This is a genomic window from Pseudorhodoferax aquiterrae, assembly GCF_014652235.1.
Taxonomy (GTDB): Bacteria; Pseudomonadota; Gammaproteobacteria; order Burkholderiales; family Burkholderiaceae_C; genus Pseudorhodoferax; species Pseudorhodoferax aquiterrae.
Genome location: NZ_BMYK01000013.1, coordinates 46,396 through 62,403 on the forward strand (window position 1 = coordinate 46,396; position 16,008 = coordinate 62,403).

Genomic DNA, 16,008 nt, shown 5'->3' on the forward strand with positions numbered 1-16,008 from the left:
GTCTTGGAAATGAGGCTCAATGGGCCGCTGCGGCGGCGGGCTGAGAGCCGCCACTGGCGGCTGGTGCGGCGGCCGCAATGGGGCGCCCTCGAAGGGATGCCGACAGAGCCGCGTCCGCAAGCCAGAATTGCTGTTGCGCTTCGATGGCACGGGTTACGCTGGTGACCTGGTCGCGCGCCTCGGCCAGCAACTCGAAGACCCCAATCAACATCCCGTTGTAGCGCAGCACGTTTTCATCGGCCATGGCCTGGCGCAGCGGGACGATCTCGTCGCGGTAGTGCCGCGCAATGTCGTAGGCGGTGCGGTAGGCGGAGTACCCTTCTCGAAGCTGGGACGTGGCACCGCGTACAGCGGCGTCGTAGCGATTGGCCGCGGCGAGAGACTGGGCGTTGAGCGCCTCGCGCTGGGCGGAGCCCCAATCGAACAAGGGCAAGCGGATGTCCAGTTCGAAACCGCGGGCTGTGCCCCGCGTGCCTTCGGCGTTGTCGAACACGGTATCGCGCCGAATCCCGGCCTCGATATCGATGTACGTGAACAGCAGGTTGATACCCTGCGACTTTCCAGCCAAGTCGAGCTGGGCACGCGCTTGCTGCACGTCCAGGCGCTGCGCGGTTGCTGCAGAGGCCACCGCCTTGGCCTCGCGGGGAGCCTTCGGCAGATCAGGCAAGCGTTCGGGCAGCTTGAGCTTGGCCGATTGCGCATTGTCCAGTCCAAGGGCCCGCACCAACTCCTCACGGGCAGCGACGGCCGTGTGCCGCGCAGAAGCCAGTTCGGTGGTCGCGTCGGCGTAAAACACTTGCTGCCGCGCCCGCTGCAGCTTGCTGAAATTGCCCACGAGCTGCATGCGCCGGGCAAGCTCGGCACTCGCCTCGGCCGACTGCTTGACCTGCTCGGCGTACTGCAGCGTCTGCTGAGCCGCAACGGCCCTCACCCAGGTCTGGCGCACTTGCGTGATCTGGTCGACGACGGTGCTGGTGAGTTGGACCTGCGCCTGTGCCGCCTGGCTCCGTGCAATCGATATGCGCTTGGGCAGCAGCAGGATGTCGACCAAGCCAAAGGACAGAAGTCGACCGATTTCCAGCTCATCGCCCAGCCGCACGCGCTCGAAGCTGAAGACCGGGTTCGGGATGCGGCCAGCCTGGTTTGCTGCAGCGATGTCAGCCCAGCTTTGTGCGATGAGCGCCTGGAGTGCGGGACTGTTGGCCAGGGCCAATTGAACCGCACCGTCCTGAGACAGCGGCTTGCCAAGCAGTTCCTCGGACAACGATGCGCGGGCGACGCGCTGATCCCGGCTCGTGCTGAGTTCCAGTTTGCCGCCGGTGAACTCGGCAGCAGACGCGTTGGTTTCCTTGACCGCGTCATCAATTCCGAGAGATGCACAACCTGTCAGGACGGCTGCGGCTGCGGCAGCGAGCGACAAACGAAGCGGCCGGATCATGGCTTCTCCTTGGCCGTCGGAGCAGGCATTGCATGACCCTGTCCGTGGCCGGCGCTGGGCGTCCCAGCGGCATCCTCGCCAGCGGCTTCCTTCGCATAGGCTCGCCAGCCGCCCCGTTGTTCGACGGTGGTATTGGCAGCGCGCCATGGGATCGGCTTTTCGTCAGAGAGGGCTTTGTAGCCTTCCATGGCGGAGTTGTAAGGTAGTGCCGGCGTCTGGCTCGGCACGGGGGTTGTACCGTGGGAGTTCTGCGCTCCTGCGGTCAAGGCCACAAACGTGGTCAGGCAAGCCAGCCAAGGGGCCGGCGATAAAGTGAACATGTGATCCTCGCGATGTTCATGAACGAAATGGCGTGGCATCGCCCCGCAAGGCGAGCAACATCAAAAACGAAACAAGCGCGTCCACACGCCAGCAGCAAAGCTGCCGGGGCTGGACACGATCACGCGCGAGGTGGTTTGTGGGGAACGCTCGGCGTAACGGACGCCGGCGGATAGAGAGGCTCTACGAGCTCAGCCTGTGGTGGGCTGTGACTGTTGACTGCAGCAAGGGTCGGCGTAAGACCCACACCATGGCACGGGGCACAGTTACCACATCTGTGGCTCTGGTCCGGGCCACCATCATCATGGTGCGCGCCAGACTGGCCATCATGATGATGGCTCTCGGCGGCTACATGGCTGACGTGGTGGTCATCGGTAGTCAGCGTACTAACCGCGGCATGCGGATTCGCGTCCGGGCCGCAAAGCGTCATGGCTGCCGCAGCGTACGCCTGAAAGGGCACCGCGAGCATCATGAGCCACAGCAGGATTGCGCGAAAGCTGACCATCGCTCAATTGTAGAGGAAAGGCGTTAGTTGTCGTTCGCCCTGCGCAATTCAGCTTGGAAGCCGAAGCCAAAGGACACCCGTATTTCGCCGATCTCGGCGCAATTAATCAGCAATCACCTACGCACAGCAGTCCCTGCGGGGCCGGCCCGACCCATATAGTCGAACACGCGCTGCGGGTTCGCCGCGCCTTCGGACGCGTTGCCCAGCGGCAAAGGGCAAAACACCTGACGCACCTTTGGCCTTGACTCGGCCACAGGCTGGCACTTGACGTCGGTTAGCCGTTGTGGCCATGTACTATTGGACGGCAGCGGGATGGTGCGGGGCATATTGCCCTCCGGAAGCGCTGCCCTTATGGACTGCAGAATGCCTGGACAGCCTTTGGCAGTGAGATTTGGAAAGGGCTATAGGCAAGCTAAACGTCCTTCAATGGCACTACGCTGCGCTTCGCCCACAAGCGCTGAGCCACCCTGCGCCCCCACTCGATCATCAACAGGCCACGCAAGCCCGCGTGGTTAAAGGGATTTGCGATGATCGACATGGGCCATTACCGTCGCTTTTACCGTCATCCGACAAGAGCTTTGTCTGGTGCGGAAGATGGAAGGATTCGAGGGGCGACGACTCTGGCAACTCCATCGTCAATCACCGCCTAGGATAGCGCAGACAAGCACAGCGGTCTTCCTCCAAGCCTCACTTCGCCGGTGGCTTCGGCGTTGCCTGCCCTCCCCTCTTGAAACCTCGATCCCCCGCCATGAAAGCCTCCAGCATGTGCGGGATCAACTTCTCTGCATCGACCGCCTCGCCATACGCCTGCGCGTGCAGCGCGGCGTAGCGGTCGAGGTCGGCTTTCAGGCTGCCCGGGCAGGCAAAGGTCAGCTTGACGTTCTCGGTCTTGGGCAGCGGCCCGAGCCGCAGCTTCTTGGTCACGCTCATTGCGAAGCTCCCCGATTGAAGAACAGCGGCTGGTAGGGCCGCAGCACCAGATCCCGGTTGACGATGATGCGAACCGGCAGGCCCGGCCGCGTGGTCAACGTCGGCTGGATGTTCATGTTGCGCCGGGTGATCTCCTGGCCGACCTGATTGATGCTGTCCTGTGCGCTATCGCGCCCGGCGATGACGATGCGGTTGCCGTCCTGGCGGTTTTCCGGCGCGGCCAGCTCGGCACCCACGCCCAGCAGCGTCGTCAGCACCGCACCGGCGACGATACGCTTCCAGTGCCAGTCCACGTCGTCTTCCAAGCCGGCGTAGCCGGCCGGGTCGGTGCCCACGAGGTTGTCGAGCGTCAGCGAGGACGTGTCGGGCAGGATGATTCGGTTCCACACCACCTGCACGCGGCTCTGCCCGTAGCTGACCTGGCTGTTGTAGCGCCCGAGGATGCGCGATCCCTGCGGGATCAGCAGGAACTTGCCCGTGGCAGTGTCAAAGACCGGCTCCGTCACCGTGGCGATCACGTCGCCCGGCAGGTCGGACTTGATGCCCGTCACCAGCCCGCCCGCGATCACCGTTCCGGCCATCACCTGATACGGGGACGCCGGCAACGCCAGATGGCCGGAATTGCGGGTTTCCGTAGAACCGCTTTGCAGGAACGCCTCGTTCTGGTCTTGCCGGATCTGCGCAGTGGCTGGGGCGGCAAGCTGGGCCGCCACCGAGGCCGGCCCAGCCGCGAGTGGATCGAAGGCCGCGAGCGTGTTGGCAGCGCCAGGCACACCCGGCGCCGTCTGCGCCGTCGTGGCCGTGGCGGCGGCCTGGCCCTGGCCGCCCGAGCGGAAGAACACCGACGAAGCCGCTGCGGCTTCCGCTTCCTTGCGCAAGGCATCGTTCGGATCGTGGCCGGGGGCCGCGTAAGCGGCCACGGCCGGCTGCTGCGAATTCACGATGGCCGGGCCAAGGTCGCCCGGCAGCGGCGGTCCCAGCTCGGGCATCTTCGGCGGCAGCTTGGAGTAGTCGGCCGGCAGGCCGTCCAGCCTTTCGGACTTCGAGACGCGATCGACGTTGTAAAGCTCGGTCTGCTCGCCCGCACCACGCCGCTGCGGTTGCAGCGACCAGATCGTGGCCCCGAGCACGGCGACCGACAGGCCGCCGACGAGGACGGCCAGCGTGCGCCGGTTCAACCGGGTCACAGCTCGCGGCTGGGCGCGAAGCACCACCGCCTCGGGCGCGACCTTGCCCGCCTGCGGCGTGGCGAGGTCGGGGGTGTCATCCTGGCTCATTGTCAGTTCCTCCGTGCCACGCCATCTGTGCGCTCGATCCGCACCACGTCGCCCTTGTCACCGCCCAGGCGCAGTTCGGCGGCACCGAACAGCCGATCCACGATGTAGTACGGCGAGCGGAAACGGCAATTGACCAGTTGCCCGTCGCCTTCCGGCCCGATCACGAACAGCGGCGGCAGCTCGCCTTGCGCGATGCCGGCGGGGAACTGGATATAGACCTTCTGCCCGTCGTCGAAGGCGCGCAACGGCTTCCACGACGAATTACTGCCGCTGATCGCGTAGCGGAAGCGCAGGTTCTCCAGCGCCAGCCCGGTATCGACCGGCGCGGCGGCGCTGGCCGCCTGCGCCTGGCGCTGTAGCGCCAGCATCCGGTCGCGCGGGTACTCCCAGGACACCGATGCCATCCACGTCTTTTCCGTCGAAGCCAGCTCCAGCAGGTACGTCCTGCGGCTTGTGGTGATGACGAGATTGGTCTTGAGGCCCGAGCGAATCGGCTTGACCAGCACGTTCACGCGCAAGTCGGCGCCGTTGCCGCTGGACGTGTCGCCCACGATCCAGCGCACGGTATCGCCGGCGGCCACCGTCACCAGTTCCTCGCCCGGCTGGAGCGAAACCACGGTCACGCGGCCCACGGCCGCATAGACCTGATACAGCGCGCCATCAGTGAAGGGCCACACCTGAATCGCGTTGACGTAGCCCTCGCGCGTGGGCGCGACGCGGGCCTCGGCATTGGCGCGCGAAACGCGCACCCTCTCGTCTGCCGGCTCCGGGACAGGCTTGGCGTCCTCGGCTTCGGGCAACGGCTTCAACTGCGCCGGCATCGGCAGCACCTCGGGCACGACCACCACCTCCACCGGCGCGGGCGGCTCTGGCAGCGGCTGGGCCTGCACCGGCTCATCGAGCAAGATGGTTGGCGGTGGCTTGCCTTGCGTGGCGCAGCCCGTGAACAGAACAGTCGATGCAAGCAGGATCACCGGCAAGGCGGATTTACGGAAAAGTGCATTCATGGTCTGGCTCCTTCGGAAGAATCCAACTCGCGGCTCCAAGACAAGCCGTTGACGTAGATGCCCAGGGGGTTCTTGCGCAGGCGTTCTTCGGTGCGCGGCGGCTGGAGCACGATGGACACGACAGCCGTCCACCGCTCCAGTCCGGCCGCGGCGCCGTTGACGTAGCGGCGTTCCGTCCAGCGCACGTTGAAAGACGTGTCGCTGGCGCGCACGACGCTGGTGATCTGCACCGTTACCGACTCCTTGCCGATGCGCGCGAACGGGTCGTTGACCCGCGCGTAGTCGTTGAGCACGGCCGCGCCCTTGTCGGTCGTGTAGTCGTAGGCGTCCAGCCAGTTTTGGCGGACGACGATGGGGTCGATGGACAGCGAGCGCACCAGCGTCACGAAGCGCGCGATGTGGTGCGCCGTCTGTGCATCGCTGGGTCGGTACGGCGTGGCCGCTTCGCCGACGGCGCGCACCTGGCCCGCGTTGTCCACCTCCACGACGTAGGGCGTCACGATGGACTGCGCCGAGCGCCACATCAGGCCGCCTGCCATCAGCAGCGCGAGCGTCAGGCACCCGAACGCCATCAGCCGCCAGTTCTTCGCCTGCACGCGCGGCGAGCCGATACGGTCGTCCCATACCTGACCGGCAGCTTGGTACGGCGTGGCAGGCTGCGGCGTGTCGGCGTAGCGCACCTGCGGCTTCTTGAATCGCATGGTCAGTTCTCCTTAAGAGTCCGAATCGCGCAGGCTCGGCCCTTGGCCGGAGCTGCCTCCATCGCCACCGCGCAGCGTGTGGGCGGTGGTGGTCGCGGCATGGGTGAGTTGCTGGCGGCGTTGCAGCCGCTTGGCCCAAGCAGGCTGCTCGGGCGTCTGTGTAGCGGCAGCGCGCGCCGGCGTTTCGCTGGTGGCGGCCTGGCCGGCTGACGCGCCAGCGTCGCCATGCCAGCCGGCGCGGAACGGCGCGGCCATGCGCTGCCCGGCAGCAGAAGCGCGGGATGCAGCAGCGCGTACGGCGGACTGCGCGCCGGTCTTGGCGACGTTGCCCAAGCCGGCCATCGCACCCTTGGCACCGCCGCCTGCTGCGGCGGAACCCGCTTGGAACGCCGACTTCGTGCTGCCAGCCGCCGACGTGGCGGCACGCGCGCCGCTGCCGGCCAGCTTGGCGGCGGCCGGGGCCATTCGGGCACCAGCGGCCACCGCACCACCCACGCCAGTAGCCGCCGCACCCACAGCCACCGCCGTTCCGGCTGCGCCGACAGCGGCACCAGCCATCGCGCCCGCGCCGAGCTGGGGCGCACCGGACACGAGGCCCGTGGCGATGCCAGGGCCGAAGATTCCGAGCGCCAGCAAGGTTAGCGAGGCCAGCATGATGACCAGCGCGTGGTCGATATTCGGCTCGGCAGGATGGACTTGGAACTGCGAGACAGGCCCGAGCCGATGCCGACGATCACGGCCAGCACCAGCACCTTGATGCCGGCGGCCACGACATTGCCCAGCACCTTCTCGGCGAGAAAGCTGGTCTTGTTCCACAGCGCGAACGGCACCAGTACGAACCCCGCGAGCGTGGTCAGCTTGAACTCGATCAGCGTGATAAAAAGCTGGATCGCCAGCACGAAGAAGCACAGCACCACAACCAGCCACGCGAGGAACATCACCACGATGGGGTCGAGGTTCACGAACACTTCGGGGAAGCCGGCCATCTCGCCGATCTGCTCCAGAATCGGCGCCCCGGCGTCGATGCCGGTCTTGGCGAGCCGGCCCGGCTGCAAGAAGTTCTCCATCGTGATGGCCGAGCCGGTGGCGGTGATGCCCAGCCCCGCGAACGAACGGAACACGATGCTGGCCAGCCAGTTGAAGTTGTTGAGGATGTAGGCGAAGGCACCGACGTAGAGCACCTTACGCAGCAGCTTGGCGATCACGTCCTCGCCCTGGCCGGTGGCGTGGCTCATGGCCCAATACAGCCCGGCGATCGTCATGTCGATGACGATCAGCGTGGCGGTGAGGAAGGCCACTTCGCCCCGCAGCAGCCCGAAACCCGAGTCGATGTAAGCGGAGAAGGTGTTGAGGAACTGGTCGATGATGGTCACGTCATTCATGGCGTGCCCTCCGGTTCGGTCGGCGGTGCCGGCGCTACGCCATCGGCCGACTCATCGAAGCTCGGCGGGATCGGCGGCAGGTCGGCCAGCGTCTGGTATTCATCCAGCCCCGCCTCGCCGGAAAAGGAGCGCCGCCGGAAGGCTTCAGCGGCGGCGCGGCAGGTGTCCTCGCCCGTGGCCTGCATGACCTGTTGTGGATGGGCCGCGCATTGCGCGCGCAATGCCTTGAGCCGCACGGGATCGGCGGCCAGGGCATCGGCAAGGTGGTCGGCCGGCTGCTCGCCGCAGGCGGCCAGCAGCACCAGCACCGGAACAGACAGGGCGAGGACGCATCGCATGTCGGCCCCCGTCAGTCGCGGTAGAAGTTGACGGACTGCGGCGTGTACGGCGTGCCTTCCCCGAGGAAGCGCCGCCGCACCTCGCGGGCGCGCTCCGTGGCCGCCGCCTGCCGTGCCAGTTCCAGCGCAGTCGCCCGGTCTTGCGTGATCTGGAGCCGCTGCGACTGGATCGACTGCTTGGCCTGCAAGGCCAGCAACTGGTTCATGGCCTGCATGGCTTGCAGCGCGCCTTCGGCCGACTGGCTCTTGCCCACGAGGTCGGCCAGCACGCTTTCGTCTTCGCCCAGGTTCTGCGACACCTGGGCCTGCATCTGCATCGTGGTCTGCAAGCCGTTGAGCGTGTTCCGCCAACGCTCCTGCGCGTCGCGGTACATCTGGTCGCCGCTGATCGTGGCGGCGTACTGCTCGGGATACAGCCGCGCGAACTCCTGATCGAGGTTCGTCACGCCGTAGGCCAAGCCTCGGGCCTGGGCGATCAACCGCTCGGTCGTCGCCAGATTGGCGCGCAACTGGTTCACCACGCTGGACGGCAGGCTGGCGAGGTTGCGCGCCTGGTTCATCAGCATCTGCGCTTCGTTCTGGAGCTGCTGGATCTGGTTGTTGATCTGGTCCAGCGTGCGGATCGCGGTCAGCGTGTTCTGCACGAGGTTCGTGGGATCGACCACGACCCATTGCGCATGGGCGGTGGCGGTGCAAAGCATGGCCGCGACGGCGGCGGCGATAAGGCGCTTCTTCATGACAGGCTCTCCTGTGAGGGGTGGGTGGTACGGAGGGAATCCGGCGCAAGGCCGGGGAACGAGAGCAGCAGGGCGGCCGCCCAATCGAGGCCGCGATGGCGCAGCCAGGCGCCCGCGAAGCCGGGTACGCCGGCATCCAGCAGCACGCGATCCATGTCGCGCTGGTCTTGCGGTGTGGAAGCGCCGGCGAAGGCCAGCGTCGCCGGTCCCAGGTCGAGGTCGAACAGACGGTTGCCGAGGCGGGATTGGTAGTAGTAATCGCGCTTGGGCTGCGCGGTCGCGACGATCTCGATCTGTCGCCTGTTGAGGCCGAAGCCCTCGTAGATCGTGCGAATCTGCGGCTCGGTCGCCTGCGGGTTGGCGAGGAAAATGCGGCTCGCGCAGCTCTCGATGATCGCGGGCGCGATGCTCGATTCCTTGACGTCGGCGAGGCTCTGCGTGGAGAAGATGACGCTGACGTTCTTTTTCCTGAGCGTCTTGAGCCATTGCCGGATACGCGCGGCAAACACCGGGTCATCGAGGAACAGCCACGCTTCATCGAGGATCAGCAGCGTGGGCGCACCGTCAAATCGTTCATCGAAGCGCGCAAAGAGGTAATGCAGCACGGCCATGACGGCGGCCTTGCTGTGCATCAGCTCCTCCATCTCGAAGCACTGCACGTCGGCCATGCCGAGCCGGTCATGGTCGGCGTCCAGCAGCTTGCCGTGGGCACCGCCGAGCACATAGGGCGACAGCGCCTGCCGCAGCGTGTTCGATTGCAGCAGCACGGAAAGCCCCGTCATCGTGCGCTGCTCCAATGGCGCACCGGCGAGGCTTCCCAGCGCCGACCAGATAGCCGCTTTCTCGTCGGGGCCGACCGCCACGCCCTCATGCAGCAAGCGGCCTTCGATCCATTCGGCCGCCCAGGTGCGGTAGCCCTCCCGGTCTATGCGTGCCAAGGGCTGGAAGGCAATGTCGCCATCCGTCCCGAGGTCGTAGTGCTCGCCGCCCAGCCCGAGAACCGTGGCGCGCATCGAGCGGCCCATGTCGAACGCGAAGATGCGCGAGCCGCGATAGCGGCGGAACTGCATCGCCAGCGTGGCGAGCAAGACCGACTTGCCCATGCCGGTCGGCCCCGCGACCAGCGTGTGGCCCACGTCGCCGATGTGCGTCACCAGCCGGAACGGCGTGGCGCCATCGGTGCGTGTGACGATCAGCGGCGGGCCGTCCAGATGCTCGTTCTTATCCGGCCCGGCCCATACCGCCGAAACCGGCATCATGTGCGCCAGGTTCAGTGTCGAGACAATGGGCTGACGCACGTTGGCGTAGGCGTTCCCCGGAATGGACGACAGCCACGCATCCACGGCGTTGAGCGTTTCCGGGATGGTCACGAAGCCCCGGCCCTGGATGACACGCTCCACCATGCGCAGCTTCTCGTCCGCCACGGCAGCGTCCGTGTCCATGACGGTGACGGTCGCCGTCAGGTAGCCGAAGGCAACTTGGTCGCTGCCCAACTCCTGCAAGGCGGCGTCGGCGTCAGCCGCCTTGTTGTTCGCGTCGGTATCCACCAGCGGGCTTTCCTGCTGGAAGATCGTTTCGCGCAGCAGCGCGATGACGTTCTTGCGCTTGGCGAACCACTGGCGGCGCAGGCGTCCCAACTCCCGTTCCGCCTCGGCTTTGTCCAGGCAGAGAAAGCGCGTGCTCCAGCGGTAGGCAAAGCCGAGGCGGTTGAGGTCGTCCAGAATCCCCGGCCAGGTCGAGGTCGGAAAGCCCCGCACCGACACCACGCGCAGGTGCTGGTCGCCCAGCATGGGCGCCAGGCCACCGACCAGCGCGGAGTCGGTCAGCAGCGCGTCGATGTGGAACGGCACTTCGGGCACGCCGATGCGGTAGCGCCGCGTCGAGATAGTGGCGTGCAGGTAGGTCAGCGTCTGGCTGTCATCGAGCCAGGCAATTTCTGGCATCACGGCATCGAGAAGGTCGAAGACGCGATCGGTTTCCGCGACGAAGGCTTGCAGCCGCTCGCGCCAGTCCACGCCATTCGTCGGCGTGTTCTCGTAGAGCATCTTGGCTGCACGAGCGCGGGATTCTTCGGGCGGCAGGTACACCAGCGTCAGGTGATAGCCGTTCTCGAAGTGGCTGCCCGATTCCTCGAACGTGGCCCGGCGTTCTTCCTCCACGAGCCACGACAGCGGCTCGGGGAACTCCGAGTGCGGATAGTCGGCGGCAAGCCGGCGCTCGGCTTCGATGAACAGCGCCCAGCCCGAACCCATGCGGCGCAGTGCGTTGTTCAATCGCGCCGACGTGGCGATCAGCTCGCCTTGCGTCGCGCTGTCGAGGTCTGGCCCGCGAAACCGGGCCGTGCGATGGAAACTGCCGTCCTTGTTCAAGACGATGCCCGGCGCGACCAACCCGGCCCAGGGCAGCCAGTCGGCGAGCAGCGCCGGGCGCTGGCGGTATTCGGCGAGGTTCAGCATGGCGGCGTCCCCTCACACGTCCAGCAGCGGGCGGTGCTTGATGTGCCGGGCGAACACGGCCATGAACTGCGGATCGACTCGCGCGCCCCACACCGCCAGCGAATGGCCGACGATCCAGAGCGCCACGCCCGGAATCCACAGTTGCAGGCCCAGCCCGACAGCGGCAGCCAGCGTGCCGTTGGCAATCGCCACGGTGCGCGGCGCACCGCCCAGCAGGATCGGCTCCGTGAGCGACCGATGCAGCGGCACCTCGAAGCCGACCGCGAAGGTGTCCGGGGCACTCATACGACGGCCCCGCCGGAGAAGCTGAAGAACGACAGGAAGAAGCTCGAAGCCGCGAATGCGATGGTCAGACCGAACACGATCTGGATCAGCTTGCGGAATCCGCCCGACGTGTCGCCGAAGGCGAGCGCGAGGCCGGTGGCGATGATGATGATGACCGCGACGATGCGCGCCACCGGCCCCTGGATGGATTCGAGGATGGATTGCAGCGGGCCTTCCCACGGCATCGAGGAACCGGCGGCCTGTGCGGTTCCGGCCAGGAACAGCAGCAGCGCGGCCAGCAGCAGCCCTTGCCCCGCAGGGCGGGCCAGGCTGCGCAACCGCGCCAGGTTGGACGGGTGCGAAAGCGGATTTACGGAAACACGGAAAGCAGGAACGGTCGTCTGCGTCATGGCAGTTCTCCAAGTGAGTCAGGGGATGGGGAAGTCGCCGCAGCTGGTGCGGCATCGGGGTTTGGCGACAACTCGGGAAACGGCGTGTCCAGCGCGTCCGCCCCCCAATCGGCCAATCGGTAGCCCACACCGTCGAAGCCGACGACACGGACGATGCTCTCGATGCGGCGTTTGCGCCCGCGCCCACCGATGTGGATCACCACGTCGACCGCCTCGGCGATCAGCGCACGGGGCGGATTCACCGCCACTTCGAGAATCAGTTGCTCCAGGCGCAGCAGCGCGCCGAGCGCGGAGCCGGCATGGATCGTGGCGATGCCGCCGGGGTGGCCCGTGCCCCACACCTTGATGAGATCCAGCGCCTCGGCGCCGCGCACCTCGCCCACGACGACGCGATCCGGGCGCAGGCGCATGGACGAGCGCACCAGCTCGGTCATGGACACCACGCCTGCGCGCGTGCGCAGCGGAACGTGGTCGCGGGCGGCGCATTGCAGCTCCACCGTGTCTTCGAGCACCAGCACGCGGTCGCCGGTGGCGGCGATTTCCGCGAGCAAGGCATTGGCGAGCGTGGTCTTGCCGCTGCTGGTGGCGCCGGCGATCAAGACGTTCTGCCGCTCGCGCACGGCGCGAACGAGAAAGCCCGCCTGGGCGCTGGTCATCATTCCGTCGATGACGTACCGCGCCAGCGGGATTACGCCGGTAGCCCGCTTGCGCAATGCGAAGGCCGGCCCCGGCGCAGCCGGCGGCAAGATGCCCTCGAAGCGTTCTCCCGTCTCGGGCAACTCTGCCGACAGCAGCGGTTGGCCGCGATGTACCTCCGCGCCGACGTGGGCGGCCACGAGGCGGATGATTCGCTCGCCGTCCGCTTCGGACAGCTCCACGCCCATCGGCGCGCGGCCCGACGACAGCCGATCCACCCAAAGGGTGCGATCGGGGTTGAGCATGATTTCCACCACGTCCGGGTCTTCGAGCGCGGCGGCGATCAGCGGCCCCATCGCCGTGCGCAGCATCTGGATGCGGCGATCGAGCGACGTGGCGCTCATGGACTGCCCTCCAATGGGAAGGGGGGCGCTCATGACGCACGCTCCTGCGCTTGCGCGGCTGCCGCCGCGTCCTCCATTCGCATCGGGTCGGGGTGCAGTTCTTCCACCACGTCGCGCACCAGGCTGCGCCCGCGCAGCAGGTGGCGGCCCAACTGCTCAACGAACTGCTCGAAGCGCGCCTTGCCCTGGGCGCGAGCGGCGTCTTGGTGCGCCTCGGGAACAGGCGTGCTCACGGTCAGGTAGTAGCGAATGAACAGGGCCAGCGTCTCGATGGCGATGTTCTGGTCGCGTTCCAGCCGCTCGACCTGGCGCGACAGGCGATCCAGGCGCTTAGCGATAGCCGCCTCGCGCTGGTCGGCTGCGTCCGGCGACAGCCAGGACGCCAAGGCAGCGGCGACGATGCTGGACTTGGAGACGCCTTTCTTGGCGGCCAGTTCATCGAGCCGCTTGGCGTGCTCGGGCTGGATAAAGAGGTTCAGGCGGTAGTGGCTCATAGCTCGATTCCGTCGTTGGGGTCGAGGGAAGCCAGCCGGGCCGTGCGCTGCATGGCCGGATCGAACTGGCGCGGGAGAGGAAGCGGCAGGTCGTCGTCGTCGAGCAGCGCGAGGTCGGCCGCAGGCGCGGCCAGCTCGGGGGCATAGGCGACGGTTTCGGAGAGTTCGGGCTGACGGCGCTGGCCTCCGTCGTCGGCGGAGGCAGCGAAGCCCCTGGCGGTATCGGCCGCAGGCGCGACGGGCACGGCGGGAATTGCCAGGCCGCTCCAGTCGTCAGGCCGCGATGGCGGCGCATCTGCGTACTGCCCGTCCGCCAGTGCAGGCGGTGGCAATACGCGGCGCTTGAAATTGCTGTCCGCGTAGTAGCGCAGCTTCTTCGCCTTGATCGGCGCCACGCTGGACACCATCACCACGGCTTCGTCGGGCGGAAGCTGCATCACCTCGCCCGGCGTCAGCAGCGGGCGAGCCGTCTCCTGACGCGACACCATGAGGTGCCCCAGCCACGGGGCGAGCCTGTGGCCGGCATAGTTGCGCTGCGCGCGCAGCTCGGTCGCGGTGCCGAGCGTCTCGGAAATACGCTTGGCCGTGCGTTCGTCGTTCGTCGCAAACGTCACGCGGACGTGGCAGTTGTCGAGGATGGAATGGTTCTGCCCGTATGCCTTGTCAATCTGGTTCAGGCTTTGGGCGATGAGGAAGCTGCGGATGCCGTACCCCGCCATGAAGGCCAGCGCCGTCTCGAAGAAGTCCAGGCGCCCCAGCGCCGGGAACTCATCGAGCATCAGCAGCAGCTTGTGGCGGCGCGCGATGCCGTCGGAGCCATCGAGCGATTCGGTGAGGCGCCGCCCGATCTGGTTGAGGATCAGGCGAATGAGCGGCTTCGTCCGCGAAATATCCGAAGGCGGCACCACCAAGTACAGCGACACCGGATGCTCGGCCGCGATCAGGTCGGCGATGCGCCAGTCGCAGCGCGAGGTGACTTCGGCAACGGTGGGATCGCGGTACAACCCTAGGAACGACATGGCCGTGGAGAGCACGCCCGAGCGTTCGTTGTCCGACTTGTTGAGCACTTCGCGCGCCGCCGAAGCGACGACGGGATGCGGGCCACCACCTCCCACGTTCACGAGGTGGGGCGTAGTCATCATCCGGTGCAAGGTCAGCTCGAAGGGGCTGGCCGGGTCGGACAGGAAGTTGGCGACGCCGCGCAGCGTCTTGTCCTCACCCGCGTAGAGCACATGCAGAATGGCGCCGACCAGCAGCGCATGCGAGGTCTTTTCCCAATGGTTGCGCTTCTCCAGCGCGCCTTCGGGATCGACCAAAATGTCGGCGATGTTCTGAACGTCGCGCACCTCATGCGCGCCGCGCCGCACCTCCAGCAGCGGGTTGTAGGCCGCCGACTTCGCATCGGTCGGGTTGAACAGCAGGCAATGCGAGAATCGCGAGCGCCAGCCGGCGGTGATCTGCCAGTTCTCGCCCTTGATGTCGTGGATGACGGCCGACGCGGGCCAGCTCAACAGGGTGGGCACTACCAGGCCCACGCCCTTACCCGAGCGCGTGGGCGCGAAGGTCAGGACGTGTTCCGGGCCTTCATGCCGCAGGTACTGGCGATCGTGCTGGCCCAGGAACACGCCGGCAGGCTGCGTGAGGCCAGACCTGCGAATGTCCTGCGCGTTGGCCCAGCGCGCAGAGCCGTAGGTCGTGACCAGGCGCGCTTGGCGCGAGCGCCATACCGACATGGCGATGGCAACGCCCACGGCGACCATGCCGCTGGCGCCGGCAATGGCGCCGCCGGTGTCGAACACCTCCGGCGCATACGCGCCGAAGAAGAACCACCACTCAAACAGCTTCCACGGGTGGTAGATCGACGTGCCAAGAAAATCGAACCAGGGCGAGCCAAGGCGTACTTGATAGCCAAGGGCCGCTGCTGTCCATTGTGTGCCGCCCCACACTCCGGCGATCACGATGCCGAATACCACGGCGATCTGACCGAACAGCACGTTCGTCCCTTGCATGACCTGGCCTCCGATTTCTACTGCGCTTTTTCCTCATGGAAAGAGCGGCACAAGGACGTGCCGCAGGCGTCAGGTTCGGTGCCGGGTCAGTGCCGGTCAAAGACCGCTTTCAGCAGAAAGGTCGAGCAACAAGACAGAGTTCGCGCGGTGTCGAACCAAAGAAAAACGCCGCAAGCAAAGGCGCATTGCGGCGTGTTGAGCGGAAAAACAGAAGTTTTGTGTCGAATTGTCTGCAATCAGAACTTGGGCGGCTCCTTCAGCGGCGTGTAGGGCGTATCGCCGTCGCCATAAAACCGCTTACGGGTGGCTTCGGCCACCCGGTTGCACAACACGTCGCCCAACGTGGCACGATCAGTCCTGCACTGCTGGCGCAGCTCTTTCAGGCGTACGGGATCGGATGCCAGTTCTTCAACACTCTGCACGTCTTTATTCTCTGCCCCATCCTTCGGGCCGCATCCTGTCAGCACCACAACCAGCGCGAACGCAAAGGCCGTCTTCATGATTCAGGCTTCTCCAGGGATTCGGGATCGTCGTACGGCATCGGCTTGTCAGCTTCGGGCGAGCCAATGGCCTGCACCCGTTCGATGAACTGAGCCGGCGTTTCAGCCGGACGAGCGGGCAACAGACGATTGATTTGGATACCAACATTCGGACCTCGGCTGACGAAACGCAGCCCACGTCAACAGCATTCCAGTTTTCGAT

Annotated in this window: 16 protein-coding genes and 1 pseudogene; all 17 read right to left on the reverse strand. The window is 66.3% G+C overall.

Annotation, left to right across the window (positions count from 1 at the left end):
* Nucleotides 1–16 precede the first annotated feature (16 nt).
* The 17 genes and pseudogenes from IE209_RS19240 to IE209_RS34235 all read right to left on the reverse strand — a co-directional run bounded on the left by IE209_RS19240 (nt 17) and on the right by IE209_RS34235 (nt 15,928).
* Nucleotides 17–1,438, reverse strand: coding sequence for a TolC family protein (locus tag IE209_RS19240; protein WP_106846733.1), 1,422 nt, complete (start codon nt 1,436–1,438; stop codon nt 17–19).
* Nucleotides 1,439–1,877: 439 nt separating this feature from the next.
* A complete protein-coding gene (locus IE209_RS34440; protein ID WP_373305385.1) occupies nt 1,878–2,261 on the reverse strand; it encodes a DUF2946 family protein in 384 nt (127 codons plus the stop codon).
* Nucleotides 2,262–2,948: 687 nt separating this feature from the next.
* Nucleotides 2,949–3,191, reverse strand: coding sequence for a DUF2274 domain-containing protein (locus tag IE209_RS19250; RefSeq protein ID WP_189688537.1), 243 nt, complete (start codon nt 3,189–3,191; stop codon nt 2,949–2,951).
* Nucleotides 3,188–4,468 (reverse strand): TraB/TrbI/VirB10 family type IV secretion system protein, encoded by a 1,281-nt coding sequence (locus IE209_RS19255; protein WP_189688538.1) that lies wholly within the window; start codon nt 4,466–4,468, stop codon nt 3,188–3,190. The genes IE209_RS19250 and IE209_RS19255 overlap by 4 nt, the downstream gene beginning before the upstream one ends.
* 2 nt (nt 4,469–4,470) lie before the next feature.
* The gene (gene trbG, locus IE209_RS19260) at nt 4,471–5,475 is read right to left on the reverse strand and encodes a P-type conjugative transfer protein TrbG (RefSeq protein WP_189688539.1); all 1,005 of its coding nucleotides are present in this window, start codon (nt 5,473–5,475) and stop codon (nt 4,471–4,473) included.
* Nucleotides 5,472–6,176 carry a conjugal transfer protein TrbF gene (trbF, locus tag IE209_RS19265; protein ID WP_189688540.1) on the reverse strand — a complete coding sequence of 235 codons (705 nt, stop codon included), beginning with the start codon at nt 6,174–6,176 and terminating at the stop codon, nt 5,472–5,474. Before trbF ends, trbG begins: the two co-directional genes overlap by 4 nt.
* Before the next feature lie 12 nt (nt 6,177–6,188).
* Nucleotides 6,189–7,558: pseudogene (gene trbL, locus IE209_RS19270) on the reverse strand (P-type conjugative transfer protein TrbL).
* Complete coding sequence (locus IE209_RS19275; protein WP_189688541.1) at nt 7,555–7,896, reverse strand: hypothetical protein; 342 nt, start codon at nt 7,894–7,896, stop codon at nt 7,555–7,557. The pseudogene trbL and the gene IE209_RS19275 overlap by 4 nt, the downstream one beginning before the upstream one ends.
* Nucleotides 7,897–7,907: 11 nt before the next feature.
* Nucleotides 7,908–8,633: a P-type conjugative transfer protein TrbJ gene (gene trbJ, locus IE209_RS19280; RefSeq protein ID WP_189688542.1), complete on the reverse strand. Its 726-nt coding sequence runs from the start codon at nt 8,631–8,633 to the stop codon at nt 7,908–7,910.
* Nucleotides 8,630–11,089, reverse strand: a complete 2,460-nt coding sequence (gene trbE / locus IE209_RS19285; RefSeq protein ID WP_189688543.1) for a conjugal transfer protein TrbE — start codon at nt 11,087–11,089, stop codon at nt 8,630–8,632. The genes trbJ and trbE overlap by 4 nt, the downstream gene beginning before the upstream one ends.
* Before the next feature lie 12 nt (nt 11,090–11,101).
* The gene (locus tag IE209_RS19290) at nt 11,102–11,374 is read right to left on the reverse strand and encodes a VirB3 family type IV secretion system protein (protein WP_189688544.1); all 273 of its coding nucleotides are present in this window, start codon (nt 11,372–11,374) and stop codon (nt 11,102–11,104) included.
* Nucleotides 11,371–11,763 carry a TrbC/VirB2 family type IV secretion system protein gene (locus IE209_RS19295; RefSeq protein ID WP_189688545.1) on the reverse strand — a complete coding sequence of 131 codons (393 nt, stop codon included), beginning with the start codon at nt 11,761–11,763 and terminating at the stop codon, nt 11,371–11,373. Before IE209_RS19295 ends, IE209_RS19290 begins: the two co-directional genes overlap by 4 nt.
* Nucleotides 11,760–12,836: a P-type conjugative transfer ATPase TrbB gene (trbB, locus tag IE209_RS19300; RefSeq protein ID WP_189688546.1), complete on the reverse strand. Its 1,077-nt coding sequence runs from the start codon at nt 12,834–12,836 to the stop codon at nt 11,760–11,762. Before trbB ends, IE209_RS19295 begins: the two co-directional genes overlap by 4 nt.
* Nucleotides 12,833–13,297: a ribbon-helix-helix protein, CopG family gene (locus IE209_RS19305; RefSeq protein ID WP_189688547.1), complete on the reverse strand. Its 465-nt coding sequence runs from the start codon at nt 13,295–13,297 to the stop codon at nt 12,833–12,835. Before IE209_RS19305 ends, trbB begins: the two co-directional genes overlap by 4 nt.
* Nucleotides 13,294–15,306 (reverse strand): conjugal transfer protein TraG, encoded by a 2,013-nt coding sequence (locus tag IE209_RS19310; RefSeq protein ID WP_189688548.1) that lies wholly within the window; start codon nt 15,304–15,306, stop codon nt 13,294–13,296. The genes IE209_RS19305 and IE209_RS19310 overlap by 4 nt, the downstream gene beginning before the upstream one ends.
* A 236-nt stretch (nt 15,307–15,542) precedes the next feature.
* Nucleotides 15,543–15,806, reverse strand: a complete 264-nt coding sequence (locus IE209_RS19315) for an EexN family lipoprotein (protein WP_189688549.1) — start codon at nt 15,804–15,806, stop codon at nt 15,543–15,545.
* On the reverse strand, nt 15,803–15,928 hold the full coding sequence (locus IE209_RS34235; protein ID WP_257721455.1) for a hypothetical protein: 126 nt from the start codon (nt 15,926–15,928) through the stop codon (nt 15,803–15,805). Before IE209_RS34235 ends, IE209_RS19315 begins: the two co-directional genes overlap by 4 nt.
* Between the last annotated feature and the right edge of the window lie 80 nt (nt 15,929–16,008).

Excerpts from the sequence above, each read along its gene's own strand:
- IE209_RS19240 (WP_106846733.1), bottom strand. The coding sequence starts at position 1,438 with ATGATCCGGCCGCTTCGTTTGTCGCTCGCTGCCGCAGCCGCAGCCGTC.
- IE209_RS34440 (WP_373305385.1), bottom strand. The coding sequence starts at position 2,261 with ATGGTCAGCTTTCGCGCAATCCTGCTGTGGCTCATGATGCTCGCGGTG.
- IE209_RS19250 (WP_189688537.1), bottom strand. The coding sequence starts at position 3,191 with ATGAGCGTGACCAAGAAGCTGCGGCTCGGGCCGCTGCCCAAGACCGAG.
- IE209_RS19255 (WP_189688538.1), bottom strand. The coding sequence starts at position 4,468 with ATGAGCCAGGATGACACCCCCGACCTCGCCACGCCGCAGGCGGGCAAG.
- trbG (WP_189688539.1), bottom strand. The coding sequence starts at position 5,475 with ATGAATGCACTTTTCCGTAAATCCGCCTTGCCGGTGATCCTGCTTGCA.
- trbF (WP_189688540.1), bottom strand. The coding sequence starts at position 6,176 with ATGCGATTCAAGAAGCCGCAGGTGCGCTACGCCGACACGCCGCAGCCT.
- IE209_RS19275 (WP_189688541.1), bottom strand. The coding sequence starts at position 7,896 with ATGCGATGCGTCCTCGCCCTGTCTGTTCCGGTGCTGGTGCTGCTGGCC.
- trbJ (WP_189688542.1), bottom strand. The coding sequence starts at position 8,633 with ATGAAGAAGCGCCTTATCGCCGCCGCCGTCGCGGCCATGCTTTGCACC.
- trbE (WP_189688543.1), bottom strand. The coding sequence starts at position 11,089 with ATGCTGAACCTCGCCGAATACCGCCAGCGCCCGGCGCTGCTCGCCGAC.
- IE209_RS19290 (WP_189688544.1), bottom strand. The coding sequence starts at position 11,374 with ATGAGTGCCCCGGACACCTTCGCGGTCGGCTTCGAGGTGCCGCTGCAT.
- IE209_RS19295 (WP_189688545.1), bottom strand. The coding sequence starts at position 11,763 with ATGACGCAGACGACCGTTCCTGCTTTCCGTGTTTCCGTAAATCCGCTT.
- trbB (WP_189688546.1), bottom strand. The coding sequence starts at position 12,836 with ATGAGCGCCCCCCTTCCCATTGGAGGGCAGTCCATGAGCGCCACGTCG.
- IE209_RS19305 (WP_189688547.1), bottom strand. The coding sequence starts at position 13,297 with ATGAGCCACTACCGCCTGAACCTCTTTATCCAGCCCGAGCACGCCAAG.
- IE209_RS19310 (WP_189688548.1), bottom strand. The coding sequence starts at position 15,306 with ATGCAAGGGACGAACGTGCTGTTCGGTCAGATCGCCGTGGTATTCGGC.
- IE209_RS19315 (WP_189688549.1), bottom strand. The coding sequence starts at position 15,806 with ATGAAGACGGCCTTTGCGTTCGCGCTGGTTGTGGTGCTGACAGGATGC.